This window comes from Ignavibacteriota bacterium (assembly GCA_016716225.1).
In the GTDB taxonomy this organism is placed as follows: Bacteria; Bacteroidota; Ignavibacteria; order Ignavibacteriales; family Melioribacteraceae.
This window is the reverse complement of the sequence record JADJWT010000001.1, coordinates 1265720-1283902: the sequence shown is the minus strand read 5'-3', so window position 1 is coordinate 1283902 and position 18183 is coordinate 1265720. Positions and strand designations below refer to the sequence as shown.

The window sequence follows — 18183 nt, the reverse complement described above, 5'->3', positions numbered from 1 at the left end:
TGTTGTAAACCGTAATAAATAAAAATTCTTAAAGTTTTATTTCACTATTATTTTAACTGGATTTTCAACTTTTAGATATTTTTTTGCAACAGCAATTACATTATCTGCTTTAACATTTTTTATATTCTCAATTGATTTTGAATCATAAAATATATCACTATAAAAATATTTTGAATGACCTAAATAGTAAGCTTGGTTAATGCTTGAAAGTCTTCGGAACATCATTTTTCCCAAATACATATTTACTGATTTATCAATTTCATCTTGAGTAATTTTTCCCAAATATTTTTCAGTAAAGAAATTTGCTAATTGCGGAATTAGCTTTTCAATATTTTCAGGTCGTGTGCCTAAATTAATATTGAACATTGCTTTGTCGTTTCTAATTTCAATTCCAGCATTCATTCGGTAAGCCATTCCTTGTTTTTCGCGAACATCAAAAATTATTTTATCAGAAATTAACATTGATAAAACTTCCAAATCAGCTTTTTCATTTGGCTCGATTTTTTTCTGAAATCCATAATAAATAAATGATTGTTCACCGCCTAAAGTTTCTTCAAAATTTATTGGTTCCAGTATTTCTTTAAATTGTTTTTCATAAGCCGAATTATTTATTGCGTTATCAAAATTAGGTTTGTTAAAACTGGAAAAATATTTGTTAATGTTTTCCGGTGTTTCTTTTGAAACCACAGATATTATAATGTTACTTGGATGAAAATAATAATTCGCAAATTCCAACAATTGCTCAAAAGTAAGTTCTGTCTTGCTCGGATTGAATTTTTCTTCTGTGTATAAAATTGTTTCTAATTTTTTTTCAAACATTTTTTGCGATGGGTTTCCATGTCCCATCATAGCTGGCATTTTTGATTTTCCGGAAACTTTTGCATATTCTTCTTGAGTTGGAATAAAATTTAACATTTGTTCATTTAAAAATTTTATAGCTTCTTCAATGTTATCACCCAAACCTTCAACTCTTATGTAACCAAATTCCTGACTTAGATAAATATTATCCATTGGAATAAAAGGATTGTCATTTACAGTAAATTGAAATCCAAACTTTAAACTTTGTTTTTGGATTTCTGAATTTTTCATTCGCTCGCCAAAAATATCATGCAAAATTTTTGCAGCATCTTTTCCATATTTTTCTTCATACGCAGCTTTATTCTTGAATAAATAATGAATTGCCAACAAACCACTTCCGGGATTTTGTTTTGCTATTATTTCTGCTCCACTCTTATTTTCAAATAAAATTGGCAATTGATTTGAAATGTTGGCGGTTTCTTTTGAAGTAGAATTTGCATGATGAATTATCACAAGTGGATTTTCGCAAAATTTAATTTTGTTTACTTCTTCTGCAGCAAAAATAAATCCTTCTCCAGTGTATGAATTTAGAATTGATTCAATTCCATATTGCGAAAGATTAGCAGCGTTGTAAATTCCAAACATATGTGGTTTTTCAATATTCTGCTGAAACTCAGTCTGAGCTTTTATTTTTTCTGTTTCTATAATTTCTTTTGAAAGTGTAAGATTTAAGGAATTTAATAACGAAATTAAAGAATCTTTTATTCCGTTAAGATTTTTTTCGGAATTGAGGATTAAAGTTGTCTGTAAATAATTTTTAATTTTAAATTCTCTTATTTTAAATTCCAAACCATCAACCTCATCTGCAAAAAACTTGTTTAAATTTGATTTAATATTTTCACTTTCGTTATCAAGAATTAAATTCAAACTTTCGAAAAATTCTAAATTATTTGGATTCGGCAAATTGAAGATAATTTGTAATTGAGTTTTCTCCCCAGCATAAAATCTGTGAAAAACTTTTTCTCCATTTTGCAAATTCGGAATCACATCAAAACCGGTTTTCAATCCTATATTATTTGCTTCGGAAATAATTCCGGGTTTTTGTTTTCCATAAATTTCATTGATATTTTTTAACATTTCACTTGATTTGAAATTTCCCACAACACTTATAATTATATTATTCGGCACATAATAATTCTTGTAAAAATTATAAACATCGTTTCTGTTCATATTTTTAATAGTTTCGTAAGTTCCTAAAGTAGGCAGCGAAAGTGAATGACCTTTGTAAATTATTGATAAAATATTTCGTTCAATTTGCTCGCTTGAATTTCCCAAACTTTTCGCAATTTCTTCAAGAACAATTCCTTTTTCTTTTTCAAATTTATCTTCTGGAAGTGTTGAATCAAATAACATTCCAGCTTGAAGTTTCATTCCTTCAATAATATTTTCCGAAGGTGTTACCATCATAAAATTGGTATAAAATTCAGCAGTATTTGCATTATTGTATCCGCCAATTTTATCAGTTGCATCATACAATTCCTTTTGCGTCATTTTAGAAGTTCCGTTGAACAATAAATGTTCAAGCATGTGACTCATTCCGCTTGTTGCAAAACCTTCATAAGCAGAGCCGACTTTTACTAATGTATTTATTCCAATCATTGGTAAAGAAGGTTTTTCAATCAGCAAAACTTGAATTCCGTTATCAAGTTGGTAAATTGTAACACCATCCGGAATTGTAGAAATTTTCTCTTTAGAATGAAAAATTGAATTGCTCAGAATTAATAATAAAATTGATAAAAACAATATTTTATACGAAAAAAATTTCCTCATTATATTTTCCTTAAATTATATTTATTTTATTGTAAAACTTAACAAAAGATAAAGTGGAATTCTATTCAAGAATATTTCATAAACTTTGTATAATTTGAAAGTGTAATTAATGAAATTTAATTTTCCAACTATTTTTGATTATAAAATGAAACATAAATTATTTTTATACATTATTGCGATTATAGGAATTTTTTCAATTTCTTGTGAAGATGAAAATGAGGTGATATACGAAACAGATGCAAAATTAATTTGGACTGGTGATTATGATACTGGCGGCTGCGGATTTTTTATTGAAATTGACAGCATTCTTTATAAACCGGAAAATGAAGGAATAATTCCGCCAGCTTTTAAAATTGATAGAAATTTAAGTGTAACAATTCAATATCTTGATTTAGTTTATGAAATTGAAACAAACTGCACAATTGAAACTTATCCGCAAAAAGCAAACGCAATAAAATTAACTTCTATGGATTTGAATGAGGAATTGAATTAGCTTAACTTCCCGACATTTGAATTGAAGTAATAACCCAAACAATTTGCGCAATAATAAACCACGCAATTGCAGATAAAAAGCTAATTAAAATACAAGTTTTTTTAACTGGTTTTTCTGGTTGCTTTATTTTTAACTGCTTACATAAAAAAATTATAAATGAAGAAAAAATTATTAATAAAAAAACTTGAATTACAATTTGAAATATCATGATAGTAATAAGATTTAGTTAATCAAAAAATACAAAATATTTATATTCAATATTAAATTAGCACTTTATCAATAATGCCACATTTTCTATATGGAAAGTCTGCGGAAACATATCAACTGGTTGAATTTTTACAAGTTTATATTTTTCTTCACAAAGTAATTTTATATCTCTCGCTTGCGTTGAAGGATTACAACTTATATAAATAATTTTTTTCGGTTCCAACTCCAAAATATCATTTACAGTTTTCGCATTCATTCCCGCTCTTGGTGGATCTGTAATAATAATTTCCGGTTTTGGAATTTTATAATTTTCTAAAATTGGGAGAAATGATTTGTTTAAATCAACTTCAAATGATTCTACATTTTTAACATTATTAATTTCACAATTTATTTTGGCATCTTTTACTGCTGATCTAACAGATTCAAATCCATAAACTTTTTGAACTCTTTCCGAAATAAATATTGCAATTGTTCCGGCGCCGGAATATAAATCGTAAACTATTTCATCACCTTTAAATTCTGCAAAATCTAAAGCAGTTTCATAAAGTTTTTCTGCTTGCAAAGTGTTCGTTTGGAAAAAAGAATTTGCACTTATTCTGAATTTAAATTTTCCAATTTTATCATGAATTAGTCCGTTGCCAAAATAAACTTTTTCATAATCACCAAATGCTGTTTGAGATTTTTTCAGATTTATATTATTTACTATAGTTGTTATGAATGGAAAATTACTTTTAAGTTCATCGGAATAATTATTAATCAATTCATCATTTTCAGAAGATGTTACCAAATTTACCATAAATTGATTCAGATTAAATGATTCACGCAAAACTAAATTTCGCAAAAAACCTTCGTAATTAATTGTTGAAAATATTGGTATGTTTTTTTGTTTAAAAAAATATCTTGTGAAATTTAAAATTTCTGTTGCGTTATCAGATTGTAAAAAACATTCTTCAATATTTATAACTTTGCTAAATACTTTTGGAACGTGAAAACCAAGTGCAAATTCTTTATCATTTATTATTTCATTTTTTAAATCTTCATCGGTTAGCCATCTTTGCGGAGTAAACGAAAATTCCATTTTGTTTCTGTAATGAAAAATATTTTCACAGCCTAAAATTGGAAGCATTTCAAATTCACTAAATCCGCCCAGCCGCTCAAAAATATCTTTTACTTGCTCATGTTTATACTTTAACTGAATTTCATAATTTAAATCTTGCTGTTTGCATCCGCCGCAAATTCCGTAATGTTTACATTTCGGTTTTATTCTGTCTTTAGAAGATTTTATTACTTCAACAGTTTTAGCTTCGCCGTATGATTTTTTTAATTTTAATATCCTTGCATTTACAATATCGCCGGGAAAAGAATTATGCACAAATATTACATACTTTTTATCAACATCATTGCTAACATGATCAAGCTGCGATTGGTTAATACGCGCAATGCCCTTTCCTTCAAATGCATAATTTTCTATTTTAAGTTCAACTATATCGTTTTTTTTCATTTCTTTTTAATTATTAAAGTTTTAAAACCAATAAACTTATCGGCACCTAATTTTAAGAACGAATGACTTTCGTGTTTAATTTGATTTAAATATTTTTTGTAATAAGATTTTTCATTTTCAGACAAATCTTTCATTTTTGATTTTGATAATTCCGCAACTGTTAAATAAAATTCACTTAAACTTTTCGATAAATCTTTTGAATCCGATATCACAAAATTTCGTTCAGTATAAAATTTTTCTAAATCCTTTTTTTCAATTGGATCAATATCTGAAGTTTCAAAAATATCATTAACAAAAGTTGGAATTATGTTTTGAAGTTTTACAATTTCTCCAACACAAAAAACTCCATCCGGTTTTAAAATTCTTTTAATTTCTTTAACAATATTTTTTCTGTTTGAATTTGAAATTGATGCTTGCGCATAAATCAAATCAAACTGATGATCAATAAAATCAGTATGTTCAAAAGACATTATTTTGGTATTTATATTTTTTACTTTATCTAAAACTAATTTTGTTGTTATTAACGATTCGTAATCTTCAACAATTAATTCTATTTGTTTGGAATTTTTACCAGAAAATATTTTTGCAATTTCACCGGAATTTGAACCTATTACAAGAATATTTTTATCATCAATATTAATTCGAGAAAATAAAAAATTTAATTGTTCTCCCAATCCCGGAAGTAAAATTTCAGTCTGATTTTTCATTTTGTAAAGATATGAATAAAAAATGTGGAATCTGATTTATAAATCGGTTTGAATTATATTTGGAGTTAAATAATTATTAGTAATTTATTACTCAACAAACTTAAATTCAATTCTTCTGTTCTTAACTTTTCCTTCTTCTGTTAAATTGCTTGCAATTGGAAATCTTTCACCAAATCCAATTGCTCGTAATTTTATTTCGCTAATTCCTTTTTCAACTAAATATTTTTTTATCATCTCTGCTTTTTGTAATGAAATATTTTTACTTAGCTGGTCCGATTTTGAATCGTCAGTGTGCCCATGTATTTCTATATTTATTTCATTATGATTTTTTAGAAATTCGGAAATTTCATCCAACTTACTTTTTGAGATTTCAGAAAAATTATTTTTTTCAAAATCATTATTAATTTCGTTAATAGAAAAAGATGTTTGAGTTATAAGCGCATTTTGCATAATTAAATTTGTTTCAGAATTATTATATTCAGCAAAATTTTCTTTTTCAATTTCTTTGGAAGTGCTTATTTCTTCAACAGAATTATCAATTTTTCTTTCAGAATTTATTTTTTCAACATTTTGTTTTTTCAAAATTCTAGAATCCGATATTTTTGTTGACCCGCCGCATTCTCTGCAAAAAATTATACAAAGTGTTATCAGCAAAGCAGCCAATAAAATCCAGATCCATAATTTTCCGCATCCGCCTTTTTTCTCAATAACCGCCGGAGTAATTTCTCCAGCAATTTTTGCATTCGGATTTTCAATTTTATCTAATATAATTTCATTTTGTATTTCTTCTTTTTCAGTTTTTAAATTTTTCGAAATTTCCAAATTTTCAATTTTGTTTTCGATATTATTTTCAACTTTATTCATTTCTAATAGACTTACCGCAGAGTACCATACTCCATCAATTTCGGTTGCACCAATTCCAATAATTGAGTTTTCACCTCTTACCCAATTTAAATCATTCTGCATTTCTTCTTCAGAATTATAATAACAGCTTCTTGCTATTTCTTGCTTGTTCCCAGCAATTAAACTGTAATAAAATTTACTATCTGATGTTTTAGAATTAATCCATCTTTCATCAAGAAGTGCATTTCGGTGAATTGAATTAATTCCGTTATTTCGTGCAATTTCTGTTGAATAACTTTGTGATCTGAGAAATGTTTTTCCGTTGAAGTTTAATGCGAAATAATATTTGTTGTTTTGTTCGAATTTGAAAAAACCATCTTCACCACTATAATCTTGGCATTCTAAATATTGATCTAAAGAACGAAAAGGATTTTGTGGAATTTCATTGTTATCTTCCATTATGGGGGATCCTTATTAATTTTAAAAATAATTAAAATAAAAGCGTTACGATATTGTTTTTAAATTACGCTTTTAAGAAAATCCCCCTAATTTTACTTTATTAATCTTAAAAATAATAATTTATAGAAAAATTAAATTATAGCAAGAATTAATAAAGAAATTTTCGATGCGAAGTTACAAAAATTCGGATAAAAAAGTATTACTTTAATAAGAAAAAATATGACTTTTAAATGGACCTAATTCAATAAACAATCCTTCGTTCAAAACTTCTTCTGTTTTTCTAAAATATGTTTTGTAATTCAAAATATCTTTAAGTTTAAATTTTGTGGGGTAATTATTCAAACTTAATTCTATTCTACATTGTGAAACTGTTTTAGAAAAATTTATAACAATAAGTCTTTTTCTTTCTTCGAAAGTAATTTTCCAAGCAAGAATATTATGATATGTATTGTTTGTAACCCAAGATGGTATTGGATTTAGCAATTCCCAATTTCCATATTTAAATACTTCTGATGATGTAATTCTCAAAAGTTTTTCATAGAATTCCATTAAACTGGGATTTTCTTTTTCAATCGGTTCTCTTCCAAGTTGAACGGGAAGTTTTATTTTTTTTCCCTCAATTTGTCCATCGTGTATAAATGTCATTCCCGGAATTGTATTTATTATTATTGCAGCTGCTTTTGATTTTTCAATACCCAAAGATGATATTGCTCTTTCTTCATCGTGGTTTTCAATAAATCTAACTGATTTTTCTTGAAATGATTTATCTGCCATTAAATGTGCTTTAATTTCACCAACGTTTTCTATTCTAATTCTATCTAATAATCTTTTATCGTAAGTAAAATCAAAACCAAGTTTTTGAAGTTCCCATTCCAAATCCCAATAAGCTTCACCAATTAAAATAAAATTTGGATTTAATTGCTTAATTTCTTTTATGCAGATTTCCCAAAATTCATTTTTGGGTTTGGGAAAATTGTTATGAGAAATTACGCCGCCCCAAGTATTTTCAAAAACATTATTCAAAGAAAGCATTGCCATATCGCATCTAACGCCATCACATAAATTTGTTAAGTTTTTTAAAGTTTCAATCATCCAATTTCTTGTACTTTCGCAAAAATAATTTACTTGAATTGTATCTTGCCAAGCCGGAAAAAACGGATCTCTTCCATGTGCAAATATTTGTGAATTTTTTGATTTGAAAAATGTATATGAATTTCTTTGCAGAAAATCTTCGTTGGCAGATAAAAATAATTCGGGATTTGTTTCGATTAAAGAGCTGTGTGCGCTGAAATGATTTGATACAAAATCTAGAATTAATTTTATTCCTAACGAATTTAAATAATTTTTTATTTCTATAATTTCTTCCTTTGTTCCAATCAACGGATTTATTTCATAACTATCAATAGCATATGGCGAGCCGATTACATCTTTTTCATTCCAATCTTTCAAAGCTTTTCCGTAATCTCCAATTAAACCGGGTTCAAAACAATATTCCTTAATTACACTTTCATTTGTTTTCCAAACTCCCATAAGCCAAATGTAATTAAATCCTTTTTGATAAAGATCATACCAATATTCTTGCGGAATATCTTTTAAAGTTGCTCTCTTTGTTCCATCGTAAAATCTTCTTAACCAAACTCTTGTATTAATTTCAAAAATATTTGATTTCTTATTCATTCTCTCAACTCTTAAAAAGTGTTAATTTTTCTTTTCTCAATTCATCATTTTCTTTCATAATATTTAATACTTCTGGATCATTTCCAAGATTTTCAATTTTCATATCATTTAACTTAATTTGCTCATCAATTTTAATCAATTGATATTTTTTAATTGTATCATTTGCAAATTTTAAAGGATCTTTTTCAACTTTTCCGCTGCTCGATTTTTCATCCCAATTACTGCTAATTTGATATTCTCCAAGTGTAATTGTAAGAACATAATTTTTAAGTTTTTCTTCATCAATTTTTTCAATTACATCTGCTAAATTAAAATTTCCTTTTATATATGAATCATATACAATTTCAGCAAGTTTTCTTAAAGAATTATTTGTGAAATCTTCGGGCAGAATTGCATCAAATATTTTTCCAATTATTTCTTCTTCCCCATCAAATAAAAGATGAATTAATTCTTTTTCCAAATTCAATAATTGTGAATTAATTTCAGATTTTATTTGAGAATTTGGCTTTCCGGTTTTAACAATTTTTTGTTCGGAATTTTGTTCATTACTTCTATTTTGCTTAAGAAATTTGTTCAACTCTGTTTCAATTAATTTTTCGCGCAAATTGAATTTTCTTGAAATCGAACGAATTAATAAACTTCGCTTTAATTCATCATTTACAAACGCAGCGGATTTAACCAATTCCCGTATGGCTTCCGCTTCGGTTGTGGGATTTTCGAACATTCCCTCAGCTTCGTATTGAGATGTTTGGAATTCCAAAAAGTTCTGTGAAGTTTTTAACAAATCTTCAAAACTTTCTTTTCCATATTCTGTAATAAATGAATCAGGATCTTCACCTTGCGGCAAACTTAACATTGAAACATCAAAATCTTGCTTTAGTAAAATTTCTATACTGCGCATTGCAGCTTTCAATCCGGCTGTATCTGCATCAAAAATTACGGTTACATTTTTCGTATATCGGGAAAGTAGTTTTACTTGATCATCAGTTAGAGAAGTTCCCGAAGACGCAACAACATTTTTAATTCCGTTTTGAAATAAAGCAATCAAATCCATATATCCTTCAACAAGAATTGCTTTATCTAATTTTCTTATTTCATCTTTTGAATGAAACAATCCGTACAAACTTTTTCTTTTTAGATAAATTGTTGATTCGGGAGAATTTAAATATTTAGCAATGTTTTCTTCACCTTGAAAAACTCTTCCGCCGAATGCAATTACTCTTCCGTTGGGAGAAAAAATCGGGAAAATAATTCTTCCCCTAAATTTATCGTAATATTTTCCGGCATCTTTTGAATCAATCAATCCCAAAAGTTTTGCATTTTCCAAATTTATTTTACTTTCAATTGCATAATTTACAAAATGGTCCCAGCCGTTTGGTGCAAATCCCAATCCAAAAGTTTTTTGCGTCTGTAATTTTATTTTTCTCAATTTAAAATAATCTCGGGCAATTTCACCCATTTCCGAATTAAGCAAATTGTTGCTGAAATACTTTGCCGCAAAAACATTTATTTCATAAAGTTCTTCTAATTCATTTTGTTGAGATGTAACTTGCTCTTCTTCAAAATTTAATTTTATTCCAACAGATTCCGCAATTTCTTGAACTGCTTCAATAAAGGAAATACTTTTGTAATCCATTAAAAATTTGTAAACATTTCCGCCGGCGTGGCAGCCAAAGCAATGGAAAATTTGCTTGTCTTCGCTAACAGTAAACGAAGGAGTTTTTTCCTGGTGAAATGGACACAATCCAATAAAATTTTTTCCTCTTTTTCTCAACGCAACAAATGATGAAATTACATCAACTATATTTGCCGAGCTTCTTATTTCTTCTATAGTATTTTCGGGAATTCGCATATTTTAATTTCGAAGTTTAAAAATCAATTTTGGAAGTTTTGCACTAATAAAATAACATAAAATTATCTCAAATCTAAAATTGTTAATGTGCAATTGGATTTTTCAATTTGTTATATTTAAAAATTACTTTTTGAAAGATATAAAATGAACGAAATTAAATATTGCAATTCACTTACTAAATACAGCCGATTTATAACCCGCGAAGTAAAAGTTGGAGATATTTTAATTGGAAACGGAAATCCAATTCGAGTTCAGTCGATGACAACAACAAACACGATGGATACAATTGCAACTGTTGAACAATCGATAAGAATGATAAATGCGGGATGTGAATTAGTTAGAATTACAGCTCCAAGTATTAATGAAGCAAAAAATTTGAAAAATATAAAAGATGAATTATGCAAACGCGGATTTAATGTTCCGCTGATTGCAGATATTCATTATACTCCAAATGCAGCAGAAGAAGCTGCAAGAATTGTTGAAAAAGTTAGAGTAAACCCCGGAAATTATATTGATAAAAAGAAATTTCAACAAATTGATTACACGGATTTTGAATACGAAGAAGAAATTGAAAGAATAAGAATTAAATTTTCTCCTCTTGTAAAAGTCTGCAAAGAATACGGAACCGCAATGCGCATAGGCACAAATCACGGTTCGCTTTCTGATAGAATTATGAGCAGATACGGCGATACTCCACTTGGAATGGTTGAATCCGCACTTGAGTTTTTAAGAATTTGCGAAGATTTAGATTATCACCAAATTGTTCTTTCTATGAAAGCAAGCAATCCACAAGTAATGGTACAAGCTTACAGATTACTTGTTAACAAAATGATTTCTGAAAATATGAATTATCCTTTGCATCTTGGAGTTACGGAAGCTGGAGACGGCGAAGACGGAAGAATAAAATCTGCACTTGGAATAGGAGCTTTGCTTGAAGAAGGATTAGGTGATACAATCAGAGTTTCGTTAACTGAAGAACCGGAACATGAAATTCCCGTTGCGCTTGCTTTGGTTAACAGATACTCAAATCGAATTCCGCATAATGATATTCCCGAAATCATTAATCTTCCTTATGATCCATTTAGTTATTTGAAAATTCCATCATATCCAACAAATAATTTTGGAGATAAAAATTCACCTCGCGTAATCGCCGAAATTTCCGATAAAGAAATAGTTAATGATTATTTGAAGAAACTCGGTTTAACTTATTTACCGGATTTAGATAAATGGAATATTGGCGATCAAGCACCGGATTATATTTTTGCGGGTGATCAAAATGTTAATACAAATTTGCCGGAAAGTTTGGACATTATTCAAAATTATAAAACTTGGTTGAAAAATTCTGTTAATTATAAATTTCATCCATTGTTTAAATTTGAGGAATTTTTATCGGCTCAAAAAATATCTAACATTTTAAATTTTGTTGAAATCGATATTGAAAATGTTTTTGATGAAAAATTTATTCAATTAAAGAATCTTAAAAATGTGGTTTTTGTAATTACGACAAATAATAATCACGGATTAGCCGAGCAAAGAAGAATTTTTATTGAATTAGCAAATTTAGGTTTTACTCAACCGACAATTATAAAGCGCGAATATGGTGTAAATATTTTTGAAAATTTAAGATTATTTGCCGCAACTGATTTAGGTAGCTTATTTATTGAAGGATTTGGCGACGGCGTTTGGCTTACAAATAAATCTGTTAAATTTTCAACTGAAGAAATTAACAGAACTTTGTTCGGAATTCTTCAAGCCGCGAGGGTTAGAATTTCTAAAACAGAATATATTGCATGTCCTTCTTGCGGAAGAACGCTTTTTGATTTGGTTGAAGTTACAAATAAAATTCGTGAAAGAACCGGACATTTAAAAGGTGTAAAAATTGGAATAATGGGTTGCATTGTTAACGGTCCGGGAGAAATGGCTGACGCGGATTATGGTTATGTCGGCTCGGGTCCGGGAAAAATTACTCTTTACAGAGGTAAAGAAGTTATTAAAAGAAGTATTTCCTCAGAAAAAGCTGTTGATGGTTTGATTGATTTAATTAAAGAAGATGGTATTTGGATTGAGCCACAAGAAGTTTAAATTAAAAAATATTAAGAAAGTGAATTTTATCATAGAGACGCGTTGCTTTGCGTCTCTACTTAAATCAATTATCCTTTTTTAACTTCCACGGCAACGTTTGGCGAGACTAAAAGCCGACCGCAAGATTCGCAAGTAAATAATCTACTGCTTGTTCTAATTTCTATTTGTCTTTGTGGAGGAACAACATTGTGGCATCCAGTGCAAGCACCTCTATTTATTGTTGCAACTGCTTTTCCGCCTAAAGCTTTTCTAATTCTTGTGTAAGTATTGTAATCAGATTTCCTTACTTTTTCTGCAACTTCTTCTCTTTTAGAATTTAATTTTGTTTCTTCTCTTTCGTTCGCTTTAATAATTGTTTTTAGTTCTTCTTCTTTAATTTTTACTTCATCCGTTAAATCTTTTAATTGTGGTTCAACTTCTTGAATTTCATTTTTCAATTTCTGAACTTTATTTTCAAGTTCAGTATTTTCGGTTTCCAACGTTTTTATTTTTTCTTCAGAATGTTCAATTTCTTTTGTAAGTGCGTCGTATTCTTTATTGTTGCGGACTTGATACAATTGCGTCTTAAATTTTTTCAAACTTGAATTTAATCGCTCAAGTTCATTTTCATTAGATTTTATTGTTTCTAATGCAGAATTTTTTTCATCCTCTTTAACACTTATAGTTTCTTTAATAGTTTGAATTTGAGAGTTTAAGCTGTTGACTTCAATTGGTAAATCCCCCCTTAATTCTTGGAGTGTATCAAGTTCATCGTCAATTAACTGTAGCTCAAAAAGTGTTGATAATCGATTAATCAATTTATTTAACTCCTTCTGTTATTAAAATATTTTACCGGATTAGTTGAACCGGAATATTTATAAATTTTTATGTTTTCTGATTTTTCCGAAATTAATTTTTCTAATTTTCTTTTTACAGCATTTAATGAATGAATTTCTGTTTCATAATGACCCGCATCAATAAAAAGTATTTTGTTTTCCGCATCTTGAAATGAATGATATTTAATATCTGCCGTTACAAAAGCATCAGCCTTAATTTTTATAGCTGAGTCTAATAAATCGGATCCGCTTCCGCCGCAAACTGCAATCTTATTTATTTTCTTATTTCCAAAATTTGAGTAACGTAAATTTTCTGTTTTTAATTTTTCACAAACAAATTTTAAAAATTCATCTTTATTCATACTTTTCTTCAAGTTTCCAACCGCGCCAAATCCATAATTTAAATTTTCATTCTTCAATTCATAAATATCAAATGCCGGTTCTTCATAAGGATGATTTTGTTTTAAAGTACTAATTGCTTTTTTCAAATTCCAAGAATCAACAATTACTTCAAATCTTACTTCATCAACTTTTTCAAACTTTTGCTTTTCACCAACATTGGGATTCGTATTTTCACTTCCCCAAAAAGTTCCTTTTCCATTTAATTGGAAACTGCATTTTTCATAATCGCCTATAATTCCGGCACCGACTTTAAACATTTCTTCAGAAACTTTTTCAATATTTTCTTGAGGAATAAATGCAACAATTTTATGTTGATTTGAATTTTGATTTACTAAAAATTTTATGTTTTGTAATTCTAAAACCTTTGCCAATTCAAAACTTACACCGTCCTTAGTAAAATCTAAATTTGTATGAGCAGAAAAAAGTGTGACGTTATTTTTAATAAGTTTTTCAATAATTTGTGATTTCGGATTGGATGTTATATCAATTTTTTTTAGAGGTTTAAATAAAAACGGATGATGTGTAAAAATGAAATTGCAATTTTTCTTTAAGGCTTCGTTTAACGCTTTTTCAGTCAGCTCCAAACAAAGAAAAATATTTGTCACTTTTTCTTTTGTTGATCCAATCTGTAAACCAACGTTATCTTTTTCCCAAGATATTGCGGGCGGTGCCCAATTTTCAATATGTTCTATAATATTTTGTGTTACCATATAAAAAAAATGCACTCCTAAATTGGAAGTGCATTTTAATTTTAATAGTTTAAGAAGTTTTTATACTTAAAAATTTCTTTTTCCTATATGTAATATAATATTGAAGTACTCTCATAATCTAAGTGTGTAAATATAGCATTTTTAAATTTCATTATCAAACCCATAACTTATTACAATATTAACCAAAATTATTTACTTAAATTTTTAAGGGATTCTTTAATAAGATTTTCTAAAGTTATTTGCGGATTTTGAGAAATAATTTCTCTAATTATTTTTTCAGCAATTTTTTGATTGTAACCTAAACCAACAAGTGCGGCTGTTGCATCATCTTTTACAGTAAATGGAAAATTGTCTTTTTCAATATTTTGATCGGAAACTTTTTCTATTTTCTCGCGAAGTTCAATTAACATTCTTTCTGCTGTTTTTCTTCCTATTCCGGGAATTGAAACCAATCGTGATAAATTTTTTGAAATTATTGCATCTTTAAATTCATCTACGGAAATTCCGGATAAAATATTTTGAGCAAGTTTTGGACCAATTCCATTTATACTAATTAAAGCTTCAAATAATTCTTTTTCGGAAATTGAATAAAATCCGTATAATGTTAAAGAATCTTCCTTAACAGCAAGATAAGTGAATAATGATATTTTTTCTTCTGTTTCGGAAATTTTCTCAAACGTATTCAGTGAAATATTTATAATAAAACCAACATCATTTACGCTTAGCAAGATTTGATTTGGTTTTTTTGAAATTAATTTACCGGTTAAATATCCTATCATATCAACTATTAATTACTTTATCTGGATTTTGTAAAATAAAATTTTTCCAACTTTTACTTGATGCAACAAATGAATTAATTTTTATCGAATGACAGATTGCAGCTGCAATTGCATCAGTTTCATCAAATTTGAATTTATCTTTTGTAAAATTAGTTAAATTTTTAATCATGTACTGAACTTGTTCTTTTGATGCAGAACCATTTCCAACTACGGCTTTTTTAATTTCTCTGGGGGAATATTCAACAAAAGTTAAATTATTTTTTGATGCGGCAAGCATTGCAATTCCGCGCACATAACCAATTTTTAAAACTGATTGTACATTTTTATCGTAGAATGCTGTTTCTATACAAAAAACTTCCGGTGAAAATTTTTTTATAAGTTTATTTAATTCATGATAAATAAAATTTAGTTTTTGCGGAAGTTCTTCTTTGGAATTTGGTTTAATTATTCCGGAATGTAAATATTCAATTTGGTTTTTGTTGGACTTAATAATCCCGAAACCGGTTAGAACAGTTCCGGGATCAACACCAAAAATTATCATTCTGATTTACTCTTAGTCAATAAAATCAGCATTTGAATAAACATTTTGAACATCATCGTTATCTTCAATCATTTCTAACAATTTCATTAATTTTTCTGAAGTTTCTCCGCTAACAGCAACTAAATTTTTTGCACGCCATTGTATTGATGCATTTTCAATATTTAAATTATAATCAGCTATTGTTTTTCTAACGGTTTCAAAATCTTCTACTGCTGTAGTTATTTCAAAAAATTCTTCTTCTAAAAGTAGATTTTCTGCGCCGGCTTCTAAAATTAATTCCATCAAATCATCTTCACTTTTACCTTGTTGGGGTAATGAAATAATTCCTTTTCTTTCAAACATCCATGCAACGGAATTTGATTCACCTAGTGCACCGCCGTATTTACTGAACAAATGTCTTATCTCTGCAACTGTTCTATTTTTATTATCAGTTACGCTTTCAACTAAAACTGCAACTCCTCCGGGTCCGTATCCTTCATAAATTAATTCCAAATAACTTGCACCTTCAATAGCTCCGGTTGCTTTTTTAATTGCTCGTTCAATATTATCCATTGGCATATTGGCAGCTTTAGCATTATCAATAACCAATCTTAATCTTGGATTTCCATCGGGGTCACCTCCGCCTTGTCTTGCGGCAACTGTAATTTCTTTTATAAGTTTTGTAAATATCTTTCCACGTTTAGCATCAATTACAGCTTTTTTTCTTTTTGTAGTAGCCCACTTTGAGTGACCTGACATCGTTAATCTCCTTGTAAAATATGTTTTCGTTTAGTTCTTTATTCTAATATCTTTAACTCTTATTTGGGGATAAGTTCTGCCTTCTCGCATAATTTTTTCTATAGTAAATACAATATCAACTAGATCATTATTATTTTCAAACTCAGTTACAAATTTACCTAAATTAAAACCTATTGCATCAAAAACTTTATCGGTTCCGTTTTGGCAAAATGTAGTAACAAAATGATTTGTTCCTACAATTTTTGGTGATGCAACAATTTTAACATTTTCTGCCAAGAAAACTGGTCGCATATTTCCCGGTCCAAATGGAGCAAATTGCTCAAGTACTCTAACAAATTTTGGTGTAATTTCACTTAATGAAATTTTTGCATCAATTTTTATTTCGGGAATTATATCTTCTTCATTTAAATTTTTGCTGAGAAATTGATTAAAACGAATTTTGAATTCATCAATTTTAGCAATTTCCAATTCAAGTCCGGCAGCAGCTTTGTGTCCGCCGAATTGAATTAATAAATCTTTACATTCTTCCAATGCTTCATAAATATCAAACCCAGAAATGCTTCTTGCCGAGCCTTTTGCAACTCCATCAATTGTCGTAAGCATAATTGCGGGACGGTAGAATTTTTCAACCAATCTGGATGCAACAATTCCAACAACTCCTGGATGCCAATTATCATGATGTAAAACTATTCCTAAATTATTTTCGAAGTTTTCAATATCGTTGATTAATTCAAGTGCGTGAGAAAATGTAACTTCGTCAATTTTTCGTCTTTCTAAATTTTCTGATTCAAGAACTTTGGCCAATCTTTCAGCTTCTTCGAAACTATCCGTGTTGAATAATTCAACAGCTCTATTTGCGTCTCCTAATCTGCCAACAGCATTAATACGAGGTGCAATTGTAAAAACTATTTGCCCGGCTGATAAATTTCCGAGTTCCATTCTTGCAATTTTAATTAATGCTTTTATTCCTGGTCTGGGATTTTCATTTATTTGTTCAATTCCCGCTCTTACTAAAATTCTATTTTCATCAATTAGTGGAACAATATCTGCAGCACCTGCTAATGCAACTAAATCCAAATATTTGAATACCATTTCTTTTTTTCCAAACCTATCTGCAACAGCTCTTGCAAGTTTGAAAGCAACTCCCGCACCAGATAAATATTTAAATGGATAATTGCAACCTGGCTTTAGCGGATCAAGAATTGCATATGCGTTTGGTAGTTGTTCCTTCGGCTGATGATGATCGCAAATAATTGTATCTATATCTAAGGTATTAGCAAAGTTCACTTCTTCAACTGCAGTTATTCCGCAATCAACAGAGATTATTAATTGAACATTATCTTTTTTAACATTTCTGATTCCATCAAAAGATAATCCATAACCTTCTGTTAATCTATTTGGAATGTAGACATAAACATTTGCGCCTAATTCTTTTAAAAATAAATACATTAATGAAGCTGAGCAAGTGCCGTCTACATCATAGTCCCCGTAAACGCAAATTTTTTCATTATTAGTTAAAGCATTTATTACTCTATTAGCAGCTTTTTCCATATCATTCATTAGATACGGATCATGAATTGAATCTAGGTCGGGTCTAAAATATGCTTTTGCTTCAAAAAAGTTTGTTATACCTCTTTGAATTAATAAATTTGCTAAAACTGTTGAAATGTTTAGGCTATCAGCCAAAGCAAGTATTTTGCTTTTTTCTGGTGGATCTTTAAGTGTCCATTTTTTTTTCATTATCTTCGC

At 28.7% G+C, this 18183-nt stretch carries 14 protein-coding genes; 2 read left to right on the top strand and 12 right to left on the bottom strand.

All coding sequences use genetic code 11. The features are described 5' to 3' along the window. Nucleotides 1-36: 36 nt before the first annotated feature. Complete coding sequence (locus IPM32_05490; GenBank protein MBK8944711.1) at nt 37-2628, bottom strand: insulinase family protein; 2592 nt, start codon at nt 2626-2628, stop codon at nt 37-39. Between the two features lie 109 nt (nt 2629-2737). Here IPM32_05490 and IPM32_05485 point away from each other — a divergent pair, with 109 nt between their 5' ends. Continuing rightward, entirely contained in the window at nt 2738-3121 is a 384-nt protein-coding gene (locus IPM32_05485) for a hypothetical protein (GenBank protein MBK8944710.1), read from the top strand. Between the two features lie 265 nt (nt 3122-3386). On the opposite strand, the gene rlmD is transcribed toward IPM32_05485, so the two are convergent. The 5 genes from rlmD to IPM32_05460 all read right to left on the bottom strand — a co-directional run bounded on the left by rlmD (nt 3387) and on the right by IPM32_05460 (nt 10367). Beyond that, on the bottom strand, nt 3387-4829 hold the full coding sequence (gene rlmD, locus IPM32_05480; protein ID MBK8944709.1) for a 23S rRNA (uracil(1939)-C(5))-methyltransferase RlmD: 1443 nt from the start codon (nt 4827-4829) through the stop codon (nt 3387-3389). Continuing rightward, nucleotides 4826-5536 (bottom strand): methyltransferase domain-containing protein, encoded by a 711-nt coding sequence (locus IPM32_05475; GenBank protein MBK8944708.1) that lies wholly within the window; start codon nt 5534-5536, stop codon nt 4826-4828. Before IPM32_05475 ends, rlmD begins: the two co-directional genes overlap by 4 nt. Before the next feature lie 87 nt (nt 5537-5623). Beyond that, nucleotides 5624-6838 carry an OmpA family protein gene (locus tag IPM32_05470; GenBank protein MBK8944707.1) on the bottom strand — a complete coding sequence of 405 codons (1215 nt, stop codon included), beginning with the start codon at nt 6836-6838 and terminating at the stop codon, nt 5624-5626. A gap of 204 nt (nt 6839-7042) precedes the next feature. After that, on the bottom strand, nt 7043-8515 hold the full coding sequence (locus IPM32_05465) for a glycosidase (GenBank protein MBK8944706.1): 1473 nt from the start codon (nt 8513-8515) through the stop codon (nt 7043-7045). 4 nt (nt 8516-8519) lie between these two features. Further along, nucleotides 8520-10367 (bottom strand): DNA primase, encoded by a 1848-nt coding sequence (locus IPM32_05460; protein ID MBK8944705.1) that lies wholly within the window; start codon nt 10365-10367, stop codon nt 8520-8522. A gap of 144 nt (nt 10368-10511) precedes the next feature. On the opposite strand from IPM32_05460, the gene ispG reads away from it, so the two are divergent. Continuing rightward, a complete protein-coding gene (ispG, locus tag IPM32_05455) occupies nt 10512-12449 on the top strand; it encodes a (E)-4-hydroxy-3-methylbut-2-enyl-diphosphate synthase (GenBank protein MBK8944704.1) in 1938 nt (645 codons plus the stop codon). A gap of 68 nt (nt 12450-12517) precedes the next feature. Here ispG and IPM32_05450 read toward each other — a convergent pair whose 3' ends face one another. From IPM32_05450 to recJ, 6 genes are all read right to left on the bottom strand, one after another. Beyond that, a complete protein-coding gene (locus IPM32_05450) occupies nt 12518-13246 on the bottom strand; it encodes a hypothetical protein (protein ID MBK8944703.1) in 729 nt (242 codons plus the stop codon). Between the two features lie 5 nt (nt 13247-13251). Next, a complete protein-coding gene (locus IPM32_05445) occupies nt 13252-14376 on the bottom strand; it encodes a Nif3-like dinuclear metal center hexameric protein (GenBank protein ID MBK8944702.1) in 1125 nt (374 codons plus the stop codon). A gap of 188 nt (nt 14377-14564) precedes the next feature. Next, entirely contained in the window at nt 14565-15155 is a 591-nt protein-coding gene (gene ruvA, locus IPM32_05440) for a Holliday junction branch migration protein RuvA (protein MBK8944701.1), read from the bottom strand. A 1-nt stretch (nt 15156) separates the two neighbouring features. After that, on the bottom strand, nt 15157-15696 hold the full coding sequence (gene ruvC, locus IPM32_05435; GenBank protein ID MBK8944700.1) for a crossover junction endodeoxyribonuclease RuvC: 540 nt from the start codon (nt 15694-15696) through the stop codon (nt 15157-15159). Nucleotides 15697-15708: 12 nt separating this feature from the next. After that, entirely contained in the window at nt 15709-16434 is a 726-nt protein-coding gene (locus IPM32_05430) for a YebC/PmpR family DNA-binding transcriptional regulator (protein MBK8944699.1), read from the bottom strand. Nucleotides 16435-16464: 30 nt separating this feature from the next. Continuing rightward, nucleotides 16465-18177 carry a single-stranded-DNA-specific exonuclease RecJ gene (gene recJ / locus IPM32_05425; protein MBK8944698.1) on the bottom strand — a complete coding sequence of 571 codons (1713 nt, stop codon included), beginning with the start codon at nt 18175-18177 and terminating at the stop codon, nt 16465-16467. Nucleotides 18178-18183 lie beyond the last annotated feature (6 nt).